General features: G+C 76.3%; 12 protein-coding genes. 6 read left to right on the top strand and 6 right to left on the bottom strand.

Annotated features, from left to right (window positions below):
• Positions 1–66: 66 nt before the first annotated feature.
• The 5 genes from IF83_RS0123730 to IF83_RS0123710 all read right to left on the bottom strand — a co-directional run bounded on the left by IF83_RS0123730 (position 67) and on the right by IF83_RS0123710 (position 6,040).
• Complete coding sequence (locus IF83_RS0123730; protein WP_030547402.1) at positions 67–918, bottom strand: methyltransferase domain-containing protein; 852 nt, start codon at positions 916–918, stop codon at positions 67–69.
• A 545-nt stretch (positions 919–1,463) separates the two neighbouring features.
• Positions 1,464–2,975: a bifunctional phosphatase PAP2/diacylglycerol kinase family protein gene (locus IF83_RS0123725; RefSeq protein ID WP_030547400.1), complete on the bottom strand. Its 1,512-nt coding sequence runs from the start codon at positions 2,973–2,975 to the stop codon at positions 1,464–1,466.
• A gap of 654 nt (positions 2,976–3,629) precedes the next feature.
• Entirely contained in the window at positions 3,630–4,109 is a 480-nt protein-coding gene (locus IF83_RS0123720; protein WP_051723261.1) for a CBS domain-containing protein, read from the bottom strand.
• A 258-nt stretch (positions 4,110–4,367) separates the two neighbouring features.
• The gene (locus IF83_RS0123715) at positions 4,368–4,877 is read right to left on the bottom strand and encodes a DUF2795 domain-containing protein (protein WP_347877121.1); all 510 of its coding nucleotides are present in this window, start codon (positions 4,875–4,877) and stop codon (positions 4,368–4,370) included.
• Complete coding sequence (locus tag IF83_RS0123710; protein WP_030547396.1) at positions 4,874–6,040, bottom strand: baeRF2 domain-containing protein; 1,167 nt, start codon at positions 6,038–6,040, stop codon at positions 4,874–4,876. The genes IF83_RS0123715 and IF83_RS0123710 overlap by 4 nt, the downstream gene beginning before the upstream one ends.
• A gap of 269 nt (positions 6,041–6,309) precedes the next feature.
• On the opposite strand from IF83_RS0123710, the gene IF83_RS0123705 reads away from it, so the two are divergent.
• The 5 genes from IF83_RS0123705 (at position 6,310) to IF83_RS0123680 (ending at position 9,418) form a co-directional block, all read left to right on the top strand.
• Positions 6,310–6,555, top strand: a complete 246-nt coding sequence (locus IF83_RS0123705) for a DUF6158 family protein (protein WP_030547394.1) — start codon at positions 6,310–6,312, stop codon at positions 6,553–6,555.
• Positions 6,556–7,004: 449 nt separating this feature from the next.
• Positions 7,005–7,430 carry a phage holin family protein gene (locus IF83_RS0123695; protein ID WP_030547392.1) on the top strand — a complete coding sequence of 142 codons (426 nt, stop codon included), beginning with the start codon at positions 7,005–7,007 and terminating at the stop codon, positions 7,428–7,430.
• On the top strand, positions 7,427–7,696 hold the full coding sequence (locus tag IF83_RS0123690) for a DUF3618 domain-containing protein (RefSeq protein WP_030547390.1): 270 nt from the start codon (positions 7,427–7,429) through the stop codon (positions 7,694–7,696). Before IF83_RS0123695 ends, IF83_RS0123690 begins: the two co-directional genes overlap by 4 nt.
• An 11-nt stretch (positions 7,697–7,707) precedes the next feature.
• On the top strand, positions 7,708–7,962 hold the full coding sequence (locus tag IF83_RS0123685; RefSeq protein ID WP_019706331.1) for a DUF4235 domain-containing protein: 255 nt from the start codon (positions 7,708–7,710) through the stop codon (positions 7,960–7,962).
• A 640-nt stretch (positions 7,963–8,602) separates the two neighbouring features.
• Positions 8,603–9,418, top strand: coding sequence for a SigB/SigF/SigG family RNA polymerase sigma factor (locus IF83_RS0123680; RefSeq protein WP_030547386.1), 816 nt, complete (start codon positions 8,603–8,605; stop codon positions 9,416–9,418).
• A gap of 504 nt (positions 9,419–9,922) precedes the next feature.
• Here IF83_RS0123680 and IF83_RS0123675 read toward each other — a convergent pair.
• Positions 9,923–11,284: a PAS domain-containing protein gene (locus IF83_RS0123675; RefSeq protein WP_078843788.1), complete on the bottom strand. Its 1,362-nt coding sequence runs from the start codon at positions 11,282–11,284 to the stop codon at positions 9,923–9,925.
• A gap of 232 nt (positions 11,285–11,516) precedes the next feature.
• On the opposite strand from IF83_RS0123675, the gene IF83_RS0123670 reads away from it, so the two are divergent.
• Positions 11,517–12,365, top strand: coding sequence for an ANTAR domain-containing response regulator (locus tag IF83_RS0123670; RefSeq protein ID WP_078843787.1), 849 nt, complete (start codon positions 11,517–11,519; stop codon positions 12,363–12,365).
• Positions 12,366–12,567 lie beyond the last annotated feature (202 nt).

Raw genomic sequence — 12,567 nt, 5'->3', positions numbered from 1 at the left:
ACGCGCTGCCCGGGTCACGCGCCGGACGGCGCTCCCGGAACGGGTGAACGTCGCCCGCCGGGGCACTCAGCCGGCGGTGCGGCAGAGGATCTCGCCGTGCAGGACGGCGAACCAGCCGTCCGGGCTCGTGCTCCACTCCCGCCAGGCACGGGCGATCCGGCGCAGCTCCTCTTCGCGGGCGTGACCGCCGTCCACCGCGAGGCGCGCGTACGACGAGTCCACGGTGCGGTCCGCCCACAGGCCGCTCCACCAGGCGCGGTCCTCCTCGGTGGCGTAACACCAGGTGGACGCGGAGGCCGTGATGTCGGTGAAACCGGCCTGCCGGGCCCAGGACAGCAGTCTCCTTCCGGCGTCCGGTTCGCCGCCGTTGCCGCGGGCGACCCGGCGGTAGAGGTCCAGCCAGGCGTCGAGGGCGGGGGAGCCCGGATACCAGGTCATGGCCGCGTAGTCGGAGTCTCGGGCGGCGACCACGCCGCCGGGGCGGCAGACGCGGCGCATCTCGCGCAGCGCGCCGACCGGGTCGCCGACGTGCTGGAGGACCTGGTGGGCGTGGACGACGTCGAAGGAGTCGTCGGGGAAGGGCAGATCCGAGATGTCGGCCACGATGAAGTCGACGGTTTTCAGGCCGCGTTCGGCTGCCACCGACCGGGCCCGGTCGAGGATGCCCGGGGCGGCGTCGATCCCGGTGACCCGGCCGGGGGCGACGAGCCGGGCGAGGTCGGCGGTGATGGTTCCGGGGCCGCAGCCGACGTCCAGGACGGTCATGCCGGGGCGCAGCTCGCCCAGCAGATAGGCGGCGGAGTTGGCCGCGGTCCGCCAGGTGTGCGAGCGGAGCACGGACTCGTGGTGGCCGTGGGTGTAGACGGCGGCCGGGGCCCCGGAGGGCTGTTCGGCCTGCCCGGGCTGATCGGCCGGCACGTGTTGCCGGGTCTGCGTGTCTTGTCCGTCCTGCGGTGGCCTGTCGGCTCCTCCGTGCTGTTCCTGCTCTCCGGTGTCGTGGGTTCCGCCGGGCTCGGCGGGCCCGCCGGTCTCCTCGGCTGCTCCGGCCCGCGCGGCCGGCTCGTCTCGTACGTCGGTGCGGTCGGGCACGGCGGCCCCTTCCGGTCGAGGCGTGCGGGGAGCCGCAGTGTAGAACGGAGTCTCGCATGGCGAGAACTATGTCTCACTATGTGGTTGACGCGTCGCGGGCCCGGGACCCACCACCGGTGCCGCACTGGTGCCGGAGGGTGCCGTGCGGTACCCACCGGCCGCCCCGGGTGGAGACGGCCACCGACGACCTCTTCCCGCCGCAGGCGCCGGGCCGGGACGCGCGTCCGCCCGCGAGGCGCCGGGGGCCGCCGGAGCGAGCCTGAGAGCCTGGGCCGGTGGGCCGGTGGGCCCGAAGGACCGGGCGAGTCCGGGGCCAGGTGAGCCGGAGGGTGGCCGGCCGCCGGTCCGTCAGCCCGCGCCCCCGGGCCGAACGCTCAGTCCGGGACCGCCCGGTAGACGGTCAGCGCCTCCTCGGCCTTGTCGATGACGAAGGCCGGGGGAGCGGGGGCGACTTCGCCGTCGTACGCCATGTGGGTACCGGTCGGCAGCCCCGAGACGCGCAGCCGGCGCGGACGCGCGGCGGTGTAGAAGGGGGAGCGGGCGAGCGCGCCCGTGAGCGCCGCGGTGACGAGGCGGGTGCGGGCGAACCGGCCGCCGTGCGCCACCCGGACGTCGAGCAGGCCGTCCGCCAGGTCGTAGCGGCGGACCGGGGCCAGCCCCACGCTGCGGTAGGCGCCGTTGCCCGCGAACAGCAGCCACATGGAGCGCGGCACGCCATTGACCACGGCCTTCACCGGACGGGAGGTGCGCAGGACGTGCGCCACGCCCAGCAGGGTCGCGGCCGGGCCGCCGATCCGCGGCGACCAGTGCCCGCGCAGCCGCACCAGCTCCGGATAGGAGCCGAGGCTGAAGGTGTTGAGGAAGTAGGTCGGTTCGCGCAGGGCTCCGGGGCCGTCGCTCGGGGTCAGCCGGCCCACGTCCACCCGGACGGCGTCGCCGCGCTCCACGGCGGCGCAGGCGTCCTGGATGTCCTCCACTCCGAGGTCGGACGCGAAGTGGTTGAAGGTGCCGCCGGGAAGGACGGCGAGCGGCACCCCGTACTGGAGGGCGACCGTCGCGGCCGCGCTGACCGTGCCGTCACCGCCGATGACGCCGAGCGCGCCGCCCCGTTCGGCGGCGTCCCGCGCGGCGGTCTCCAGCACGGTCGTCAGCGGGGCCCGGTCCGGGGCGTGCCGCACGATCTCCGCCTTCGGCAGCGTCGCCCGCAACAGCCGCACCGGGTCGGCCCGGTGAGGCAGGGCGCCGGAGAGCGGGTTGACGACGACGAACAGACCCTCGCCCGCGGGCAGGGCGGGAGCGTCGCCGCGCGGGCGGGCGGGAGGCGGCAGTTGGTGCCGCGACGGCACGAGGCCCCGGACGGCGTAGGCCGCGCCCGCGCCGAGGGCCGCGCCCGCGACGACGTCGCTCGGGTAGTGCACGCCGGTGTAGACCCGGGAGAAGGCGACGGCGGCGGCGACCGGCGCCAGCAGCGTGCCCAAGGGCCGGGACTCCAGGGCGACGCCCACGGCGAAGGCCGCGGCGGAGGCCGAGTGCCCGGACGGGAAGGACGTGGTGGTCGGCTGCCGCTTGGCGCGGCGGAGGTGCGGCACGGCGTCGATGATCGGGCGGTCGCGGCGCACCGACCGCTTGCCCAGGGTGTTCACGGTGGCCGAGGCGAGTGCCAGTGAGGCCATGCCCCGGGTGGCCGCGCGCCGGCCCCGGGCGCCGCCGAACGCCCACAGGCCGGCGGCCAGGCCGAACCACAGCCGGCCGTGGTTGGCGCTGTGGGTGAGGCGCGGCAGGAAACGGTCCCCGGCCGGCCAGTGGTGTGCCGCCACCCGGGCGAACACGGCCCGGTCCCCTTCGCTGAGCCATCGGTGCCAGCGGCCCCTCGTGTCTTCCGTCATGGACACACGCATACCCGCTGCCGGGCGGGGCACCGCCCCCGGCGGCGGGCGAGCGGGGCTGACGGGGGGACGCGGGGCCGAGGGGGCACGGGCCCTGCGCGGCCGAGGTGAGCCGACGCGTGGGATCAGGGGGGCATGGGGGCGGCGGGCCGGTGGGCGCGGCGCCTACTGGGCGTGAGGGGCGTTCGGGCCGAGCGCGCCAGGGGGCCCTGCGCGGTCGAGGCGAGCGGGCGCGTGGGGTCAAGGGGCCCCGGGGCGGCGGGCCGGTGTGGACGCGGGGCTCGCTAAACGTGAAGGGTGTTCGGGCCGAGCGCGCCAGGGGGCCCTGCGCGGTCGAGGCGAGCGGGCGCGTGGGGTCAAGGGGCCCCGGGGCGGCGGGCCGGTGTGGACGCGGTGCCCACTGGGCGCACGTGCGCACCTGCACGTATGGACCCGGGCCCGGTGGGGCCAGGGCGGCGGCGGGAGGTGGCGAGCCGGTGGGGACGCTGCGCTCGCTCGGCTCACGTGCGCAGCCGGGCGTGAGTTCGGGGGCGCACGCCGTCCGTTCGGGCCGAGGGCGCACGCGGTCCGTTGGGGCTGAGGGCGGCGTGGGCCAGCGGGGGCGCGCGGTGCCGTGTGGCTCGGGGGCGAGGCGGCGTGCGAGGCCGGCCGGGGTCAGACCGCCTGGACCGGCCAGGTGTCCGGGGTGGCGCGGCTGATGTCGGCGAGGGCCGAGCCCGGGTCCCGGGCCAGGGCGAGGTCGCCGATGCTGACCATGCCGAGCGGCCTGCCGTCCTCGACGACGGGCAGCCGCCGGACCGCGTTGGTCCGCATCAGCATCACGGCGGCGTCCACGGATTCGTCCGGCCCGACCGTGACGGGACGCGGGGTGCAGACGGACAGCACGCTGATCGTCAGCGGGTCGACGCCCTCGGCCACCGCGCGCAGCGTGATGTCCCGGTCGGTGAGGATGCCGACGAGCCGGCTGTCCTCCACGACCGCCACGTCGCCGATGTCATGAGTCCGCATCAGCTCCGCGGCCTCGACCAGCGACGCGTCGGGACGCACGGCGGTCACCGCGGGGGTCATGATGTCGCGTACGTGTTCCGCCTGTCCGTGTCCGTGTCCGGTCCGGTGTCCGTTTCCGTGTGCCATGGCTGCGTCGCCTCCTCGGGGCGCGGGGCCCGCGGGGCGCTCCGTCGGCCCCGTCCCCACGCCGTCCCCGCGGGTTCCGGGCGGGGAGCGGGTTCGTCCTCCGCCCCGGAGTACCCGCGGGGGCGCGGCGTATGCGGGGGGCCGGGAGGGCGCGGCGCCGCGCCGGTGCGGCGTTCCCCGGGTCCGGGCCCACAGGGCCGGGCCGCCGGCCAGGGGCGCCCGGGGCGCGGCCGCGGCTCTTCCCTGTCTCCGGCCGGGTCAGGACCGGGGCTTGCGGCCGAGGGCCACCATCACGTCCTGCACATTGCGGTAGTCCTGGTCGCCCGGGAGATCGCCGATCAGGCCCACCAGGCGGTCGGGGGCGTTGCGTTCGCGCAGTGTGGTCAGCAGCTGGTCGCGCCGGCCGGGGAACGGGGTGCGGCCGAGGTACCGGGCCAGTTCGGAGCGGAGGGCCTCCGCCTCGGCCTCGTCGCCCGCGTCGGCGGACGGGGCCGGGCGCAGGCCGGTCGCGGGGTCGTCCTCGGCGGCGGGCTCGGGGTCGTGCCACTCCTCCGCCCGGGTGGAGTGCCCGGAGCGCAGCATGCCCTGGAGCTGGTGCTTCATCTCGTCGTCGTGGTGCACGTTGAGCCGGTCGCTGCCTCGCTGCATGTCGTCCTCCCGCTGCTGTTGCGTTCCGCGCTGCTGTTGGGCCGCCGCCGGGTCGGGCGGGCGGCCCGTGTGGTGGTTCCGGCGGAAGGGGTTGCGGAGGAGGGAGTTCTTGAGGGTCACAGCGATTCCTCCAGACGTTCGCCGCGGGCGCTGGGCCAGCGGAGCAGGGCGCCCAGCCCGCCGGACGGCAGATCGCCGTCGACGTCCTCCGGGCGGTGCACGATGAGTGCCTCGGCGCCGCTCGCGGCCGCGGCGCGCAGCAGCGCGTCGTCGGCCCGGACGGCCACCGGCTCGGTGTCGCCGAGGTACGGGATGTCGGTGTGCCGTACGGCGATCTGGTCCGGTTCCCGGCCCACCCACACCTCGCGGTGGACGTCAGGGCCGTCGGGCCGGATGACGAGCGAGCCGATGCGGTGCTCGCGGGCCGCCTCGACCAGCGCGGGCACGCCCTCCGCCGCGTCGTGCGGCACATCGCTGGGCACCTGGGCGCGGCGGGAGCGGAACCGGTCGAGCATCTCCGCCGTGTGCCGCCGGACGTAGGCCTCGCGGGCCTCGTCCACCGCCTCGTCCAGCCGTTCCCTGCGGGCGCCGGCGGCGCGGCCGCCGTACTCGGTCTCGGTGCAGGCGGACTTCAGCGGTTCGGGGAGCCGGTCGTGCACGGCGCGGCGCTCGCGCACGTCCCCCGCGAGGACGAGCATCCGGGCGCCGGTCTCCTCCCAGGTCTCGGCGAGGGCCCGGGCGATCTCCCCGGCGTTGTGCTCCCAGGTGTCCTCCACGGAGAACTCCCAGTGCCGGACGGACCAGTCCGCGCCGGACTTGGTGCGGTGAATCGGCCACGGGCGGCCCTCGTGGTGCCCGGCGTTCTCCCGTCCGTAGTCGTCGCGGATCTGGAAGTCCGCGCCCTTGCGGTCGATGTACGCGATCAGGCACCGCGGGTTCTCGCTGCGGTGCTCCAGCAGCGGCCCGAGATGCGGCACCGGCGACCAGCTGACCTCCGAGCGGCCCTGCGGGGCCTCGCCGAGCGGCACGTCCAGCACGACTTCCCCACCGGTGGCGAAGAGGGCCCGTCCGGGAGCGCCGGTGCGGGGCAGCTCGCTCAGCACCTCGCGCAGCGTGCGGCAGGTGCGCTCGTCGGCGCCCTGCGCGGCCAGTTCGTCACAGGCCTCGCGGGCCGCCAGCTCCTGCTCCTTGAAGGCGTACTGGGACGCGCGGGAGGTGTCGAAGTAGACCGACGCCCAGGGGCCGGGCCGCTCCACGACCGGGTTGAGGAATGCGAGTTCCATTGCTTCCTCCGAACTGTCTGTATCGGTGGTCCGATCCGGGTACCCGATGGATCCACGGCAACACGACCGGCACCGGTCCCGGGGGAAACCCGCCGGGGCGGGGAACCCGGGGCCCGGGGTGAAGCGGGCCGCGGGACGGTTGCGCGGCCGGTGACGGAGTAGACGAGGGGAAGACGCCTCGGCAGGGACGAGCGGGACCCCAGCCGGACCGGGACCCGCCCGGCCACGGGCGGGGCCGCGCGGCGAGAGACGACGAGAGAGGTGGAGCCATGGCGGACGCGGAGCGGCGGAGAGCCGGGGTCGACCCCGGTGACCTGGACGAGCGGCAGCTGCTGAAGGAACTGGAGTCGGTCCACCGGACCCGGCACGAGACGCTGCTGCACGGCGCGCCGGACGCGCTGGACGCGCACAACACGCGGATGGCCGAACTGGAGGGCGAGTACCTGCGGCGGCACCCGCGCCGGCAGGTGGCGGCGTCCCGGACCCGGGAAGGGGCGCGGGCGCGCGCGTCCTGAGCTTCCCCCGGCCCGGTACGGCGCCGGGCCGGGGGACGGCACCGGACCCCACCGGCCCGCCATGGCCCGCGCGCGGCCTGCGCGCGGGGTTCGCGCGGTGTTTGGCGGATACGGGCGGGGGGACCCGGTGCACGGCCGGAGTGGCCGTGAGTGGGGAGCAGGAAAGGGCTCGGACCCGGGAATTCAGGGATCCCGGGTCCGAGCCCCGCCCGATGGCGGAACGAGCCGGCCCGGGAACGGACTGGCCAGCAGAAAGTCCGGTTTAACCCGATTGGGAGCGGTCACTCGCCTTCAAGGCCCGTGACGTTCGTCACAGAGCGTGACAGTTCCCCAGGGAAGGACCAGGGCCATGGCGGTATTCGCCGTACTCATACCGATGGCCATGCTCGGCCTCGTTCTGGCACTGGGCCGCTACGAGGAACTCATGTTCGTGAGGGAGGAAGACACCAGTGACCACGACCGTGAACCGGCGGCCGACCGCCGGCGACACCGGCGAACCGTCGGCAGGCGACCTCGTCAAGCAGGCCGCCGAGCAACTGTCCGACCTGGTACGCGGTGAGATGAGGCTCGCCCAGGCCGAGCTGGCCCGCAAGGGCAAGCGGGCCGGCCTCGGGGGCGGGCTGTTCGGCGGGGCGGGCGTCGTAGCCTTCGTGGCGTTCCAGGCGCTGGTGGCGGCGGGGATCGCCGCTCTCGCCCTGGTCCTGCCCGTATGGGCCTCCGCCCTGATCGGGGCGGCGGCGCTGTTCGCCTGCGCCGGGATCCTGGCGGCGCTCGGCCGCAAGCAGACCCGCCGGGCGGCACCGCTGGTGCCCGAGGAGGCGATCAGCGGGATGAAGACCGATGTCGAACGGATCAAGGAGAGGGCGCACCGATGACGAGCACTCCCGAGGAACTGCGCCGTGAGGTGATCCAGGCGCGGGAGCGGCTCGGTGACACGGTGGAACAGCTGGCGGCCCGCGCGGATGTGAAGTCCCGCGCCAGGGCCCGGGCCGCCGAGATCCGGGAGGAGGTCCGGGAGCAGGCCGGGGAGGCCCGGGAACGGCTGGGCGGACCGCCGCTCGCCGCGGTGGCGGGCGGCGTCGCCCTGCTCCTCGTGCTGATGGTGATACGCGGCAAGCGCGCCGAGAAGGGCAAGGGCTGAACGTGAGCACGGTGTACAAGATTCTGAGCGCGCTCTTCGGCATCCTCGGCGGTGTCATCGCCGGTGCTCTCTTCAAGCAGCTGTGGAAGCGGGTCTCGGACAAGGACGAGGCCCCCGAGCCCACCGACCCGGACTACACCTGGGCGCAGATCCTGCCACCCGCCATCGTCAAGGGCGCCATCGTGGGCGGGGTCCGCGCCGTGGTGGAACGGAGCGGCGCCAACGGCGTCCGCCGGGTCACCGGGAGCTGGCCGACGAACGACTGACCGCGCCCTCCGGACGGCGGGCCCGGCGGAGGGCGGCGCGGCGGCCGTGCGGCAGCCGCCGCGGTCTCCGGGCCGCCCCTTCCGGACCGTCCCGCAGGCGCCCCGGCCCACCCGGCCGGGGCGTTTCCGTTCCCCGGGGAGGCCCCGGCGGGCGGTCGCGGGTGACGCGGCTCCCGGTCGCGGGAAGCGGGCCGTGCGGCGGCCCCGAGGCCCGGCCGTCCGCCCGGTCGTCACGGAACCGGCCGCGGGCGCAGCGGAGGTTCCGGAAAGACGCGTCCCGCACCTCGGCCCGGGCGGGCTCCCGGCCCGGCCGGCACCCCTCCCACCAGCGATTCCTCCAGGGCGGAAGCCGTGCGCGCGAGGCCACCGGGGGCGGTCGCCGCTGCCTCCGGTCGCGGACCCGGCGGACCTGGTGGAGCATGGAAGTGAACCTGTTCCAGCGGGCTCCCGCCGCTGCCGGAAGGGCTCGAAGGCCGTGTGTTTGCGGCCCGGGTCCGGGGGCAAGCGACAACCGTGCTTCGGACCGTAGGCACGCCCGTGGGACCAGCTCTGTCTGCGGCCCCGAGCGCGCCTCGGCCCCGTACGTCGTGCCTGCTCCCGCGGTGAACCAAGTCCGACCGTCCTGGGAGCGATTTTCCTCATGACGACCGTACGCGCTCACGCTCACACCAAGCGGCCTCGCTCGAGGCACCCGCACGACGACGCACCCGACACCGCCGAGGACTTCCGCAGGCTCTCCCGGATGCCCGACGGCCCGGAGAAGGACGCCCTGCGCCAGCGGGTGGTCAGCGCCTGGATACCCATGGCCGAACGGCTCGCCCGGCAGTTCCGCAACCGGGGCGAGTCCATCGAGGATCTCCAGCAGGTCGCCGCGCTCGGACTGGTCAAGGCCGTGATGCGGTATGACCCGGACCGGGGCACCGCCTTCGAGAGCTTCGCCGTGCCCACGGTCGTCGGCGAGGTCAAGCGGCACTTCCGCGACCACATGTGGGGCCTGCACGTACCTCGTCGGGTGCAGGAACTGCGCAACCGGGTCCGCGTGGCGTACCGCGAACTGTCCACCACCCTCGACGGACGCGGCCCCAGCATCCGCGAGGTCGCCGAGCACACCGGGATGTCCGAGGAGGACGTGCTGCTCGGCATGGAGGCGCTCGACAGCTTCACCCCGCTGTCGCTCGACGCGGAACTCCCCGGTTCCGAGGACGGCTACGCGCTCGTCGACACGCTGGGCAAGGCCGAGCCGGGCTTCGACCTGATCGTGGACCGGGAGGCGATCAAGCCCAAGCTCAGCCGGCTTCCGGAACGCGAGCGGCAGATCCTCTACATGCGGTTCTTCTGCGACATGACGCAGAGCCGGATCGCCGAGCAGCTCGGCATCTCCCAGATGCACGTCTCCCGGCTGATCAGCCGGACCTGCGCCACGCTCTGCGACCAGGTGATGGCCGACGCGAACTGAGCCGCCGCGGCCCGGCGTGCGCGGGGCCGCGGCGGCTGCGCGGGGCCGTCCACCGGGAGCCGGTGGCCGTCCGGTGGAAGCCGGGCCGTCCGGAGGAGCGGAGCGGCCGCCCGCAAGGGCCCGACCGGTCGGCCCGACGGCCCCGATCCACCCGGCGCCCCGCCTCCGGTCCGCCCGGACGGCGGGGCGACCGCCGTTGCCGGGACCGCGGTCCGGGCAGCCTCGCGCACCCGGGCCTCCCACGTGAGGACGGTCCGGTGCCCGGGCCGGCTTCGCGCGCTGTGCGGTCCGGCGCTCCGGGCGGCTTCGCGCGCCGGGGCGTCTCATGTTCCGAGCAGCCCCCGCGCACCCGGGCCTCTCACGCGCGGGCGGCCGCGCGTTCCGACCAGCCGCACGCGCCCGGCGGCCTCACGCAACCAGGCCCCTCACGCTGGGGGGCCGACGTCCGGGGCGTACGTTCCGGGCAGCCTCGCGCACCCGGGCCGTCCCGCGCTCCGTTCCCGCTCACATCGGGGCGGCGGGAGTCGTCGGGGTGAGCGGCACCGGGGCCGCGGGGGACGACGGGCCGGCGGGGGAGGGCGGGCCGCCGGGCGCGGCCGCGTCCCGACCTGCCGTGCGGCCCAGGGCCAGCGACAGATGCCGGGCCATCCGGTGCACCGCTCCCGCCTCCGCCGTCCCGAAGGTGCGCCGCCCGCCCGTACGGAAGAGCGTCAGCGCCCCGAACGCCGGGGCGGCGGTGCCCGCGCCCGGCGGCGCCGGCTCCTCGCGGGGCGGCGGGCACAGCGGTACGCAGAGCAGCGAGGTGACCCGGGCGGACACCAGCACCGCGGCCCCCGACGCGTCCCGCCCGAAGGCCTCCGGGTCCTCCGGGCGCACCCGCAGGGCCGGCACCCGGTCGCGCACGGCCTCCGTCACCAGCGGGCAGTCCGCCGGGTCCTGGCCGGCCGGTCCGCTGCCCGGCTCCGGCAGCGGCTCGGGACCGAGCACCACCAGCCGGCGCAGCGGGCCGGGCGCGCCGCCGGCCTCCGGGGCGGGGGCGAGATCGGCGATCACCCAGTCGGCGAACCGGCCGTGCAGCAGCCGTGCCGCCCGGCCGAGGACGTCCGCGGGCGCGCCGGGGGAGACGGTCAGCAGTGCGGTGGCCATGTCGTCGACCAGGTCCAGCAGTTCGGCCTGCCGGGACACCTCGGCGAGGTCCGGGCGGGGGAGGCGCGGTGGCGCGGGGAGCCCGGTCGCCCCGGCACCGTCCGCCGCACGTCCGGGGGCCCGGCGCGGCTCCCGCTCAGCCTCCGCGGCCGGCACGGTCTGGAAGACGGCGAGGACGGTCGGCTGCCGCTCGTCCGGTGGGCGCAGCGCCGTGAGGGTGGCGCGCAGGGCGGTTCGCGCCCCGTCGTCCGAGCCGGGCTCCCGCAGCCGCCGGACCAGCAGGCTGCGGCCGCCCTCAGCGCGTGCCACGGCGGCCGTCTGGGAGCGGAACGCCGCTCGGGTGTCGTGGGCGAGGACGCCGGTCAGCGCGCGGCCGGTGGCGTAGCCGGCGCGCAGGGCGAAGAGGTCGCCGGCGGCGGCGTTGAGCCGCCGGACGACGGTGGCGCGGTCCATGAGCACCACCGGCAGCGGCAGCCGCTGGAAGAGACCGCGCAGCAGCCGCAGTTCGGGGTCCTCCCGCGGGACGCCTTCGTGTCCGGGCTCCGCCGCGAGTTCCTCGAAGCGCGGCCACAGGACGTCCACCACATGCTGGAGTTCGAACAGCGCGGCGTCCAGTGCGGTCCCGCGCTCCTCGGACGGAAGCGACCGCGCGGACTGCAGCTCCGCGACCCGGCTTCGGAAATCGGCCAACTCGGCACCGAAATCGATCGACTCGCCCATGTGCCCACCGTAACCGCACTCGGCCCCGGGGGAGTTGTGCCGCCCGTGACCACGGGGCAGCAGAGGCCCGGGGGTCCGGCGGGGAGACGGACACCCTGCCCGTTTCGCCGGCTCCGGCCCGGGCAGGCGGCCCTGAGGGGGACACCGGGGGACGTGACGTCGTCATGGCCGGTGTGCGTGTGCACCGGCGGCTGCGTGGAACCGCGGAGCGTGAGGAGGGCCGTCCGCAGGTATGGCCGAGTACAGGGGAGCCGGGCCGGACCCGGCGCCGGACACGGTGACGGACGCGGCGCCGGAGGCGACGGCGGACGCGGTGACCGACGCCTCGGAGGCCGGCCTGGCGCGGCTCGCCGAACGGGCGGCCGCCTGCCACCCCTGGTGCTGCGGCGCCGGCGCGACGGCCTTCCCCGTCTCCCGCCTCTCCGGAGCGCGGGAGGCCGCCGCGGCGTTCGCCGTCGCACCGCTCCGTACGGCCGTGACCCATCCCGACCTCACGCCGCTGGTGACCGTGCAGCGGGAGACCGGCGAGGGCCCCGTGCCCGCCGTCCTGGAAACCGGCCGCCCGGCCGTCTCGGAGGACCTGCTGTACGACGAACGCTGGCCCCGCTACCGGGCCCGGGCCCTGGAGGCGGGGGTCCGCTCCAGCACCACGCTGCCGTTCCGCCGCGAGGACCTGCTCGTCACGCTCACCGTCTACGGTTTCCGGCCGGGCCTGCTCGTGGACCCGGCCCACGGGGTGACCGCGCTCCTCGGCGATCTGGCCACCAGCGAGATCGTCCGCGGCATGGAGCAGCGCCGGCTGCACGCCGAGATCGACCAGCTCGGCACCGCGCTGCGGGCCCGCCCTGTGGTGGACCAGGCCTGCGGGATCATCATGCACGTCCTGGGCTGCGACGCCGGCACAGCCTTCGGGCTGCTCCGCAGCACCTCCCAGCGCACCAACCAGAAGCTCTCCGACCTGGCCGCGGCCCTGGTCCGGAGCCGGGGCCGGGGCGCCGAGGCGGAGATCTTGCGCCTCGCGGGCGGCCGGCCGGCCGCGAGACGCGAACGGCCCCGCTCCGGCAGGGACCGGCGGCCGTAACCCCGTCGCCACGACCGCCGGTCCCGGCCGCGGCAGCGGGAACGGGGCGGAACGGTGCGGGCTGCGAACCGGGGCGGGACGGGCGCTTTCCCGGGGGCCTGAGTCCTGGCGCCCGAGTCAAGGCTCGCGAGCCCCGGCAGCAGCCACCGACCCCGGCCCCCGGGCCCCCCGGGCCCCCCGGGCCCCCCGGGCCCCCCGGGCC

It is taken from the genome of Streptomyces albus subsp. albus, from assembly GCF_000719865.1.
In the GTDB taxonomy this organism is placed as follows: Bacteria; Actinomycetota; Actinomycetes; order Streptomycetales; family Streptomycetaceae; genus Streptomyces; species Streptomyces albus_E.
This window is presented reverse-complemented; position numbering and strand designations above follow the sequence as displayed.

Bases quoted from the DNA above. Each gene is read 5' to 3' on its own strand.
- IF83_RS0123705 (WP_030547394.1), top strand. From the start codon at position 6,310: ATGGCGGACGCGGAGCGGCGGAGAGCCGGGGTCGACCCCGGTGACCTG.
- IF83_RS0123725 (WP_030547400.1), bottom strand. From the start codon at position 2,975: ATGACGGAAGACACGAGGGGCCGCTGGCACCGATGGCTCAGCGAAGGG.
- IF83_RS0123690 (WP_030547390.1), top strand. From the start codon at position 7,427: ATGACGAGCACTCCCGAGGAACTGCGCCGTGAGGTGATCCAGGCGCGG.
- IF83_RS0123680 (WP_030547386.1), top strand. From the start codon at position 8,603: ATGACGACCGTACGCGCTCACGCTCACACCAAGCGGCCTCGCTCGAGG.
- IF83_RS0123710 (WP_030547396.1), bottom strand. From the start codon at position 6,040: ATGGAACTCGCATTCCTCAACCCGGTCGTGGAGCGGCCCGGCCCCTGG.
- IF83_RS0123720 (WP_051723261.1), bottom strand. From the start codon at position 4,109: ATGGCACACGGAAACGGACACCGGACCGGACACGGACACGGACAGGCG.
- IF83_RS0123670 (WP_078843787.1), top strand. From the start codon at position 11,517: ATGGCCGAGTACAGGGGAGCCGGGCCGGACCCGGCGCCGGACACGGTG.
- IF83_RS0123675 (WP_078843788.1), bottom strand. From the start codon at position 11,284: ATGGGCGAGTCGATCGATTTCGGTGCCGAGTTGGCCGATTTCCGAAGC.